This window comes from Winogradskyella poriferorum (assembly GCF_050618035.1).
Taxonomy (GTDB): domain Bacteria; phylum Bacteroidota; class Bacteroidia; order Flavobacteriales; family Flavobacteriaceae; genus Winogradskyella; species Winogradskyella poriferorum_A.
This window is the reverse complement of record NZ_JBODPY010000346.1, coordinates 1-208: the sequence shown is the minus strand read 5'-3', so window position 1 is coordinate 208 and position 208 is coordinate 1. Positions and strand designations below refer to the sequence as shown.

The following is a 208-nucleotide window of genomic DNA, read 5'->3' as shown; positions in this document are numbered from 1 at the left end:
GTGCTGTTCTGGTACATTTTTACTGGTTGTTCTCGGGCCCTTTAAAAATCCCTTACCGTAGAGATGCTCCGACCTAATTGCTTGCTCAGATTGAATAAGGTTGTAAGCCGCGGCCTTTTTCATTCTTTCGAGTTTAATTGGATCCGTTTCTAGTCGCGACCAAAGGCTTATTCTGTTTTGTTGATGTGGTTTTAAGGCATGTTCATAA

At 41.8% G+C, this 208-nt stretch carries 1 pseudogene; it reads right to left on the bottom strand.

The features are described from left to right. Positions 1 to 208: pseudogene (locus ACRHOC_RS16025) on the bottom strand (rod shape-determining protein RodA); the annotation flags it as partial.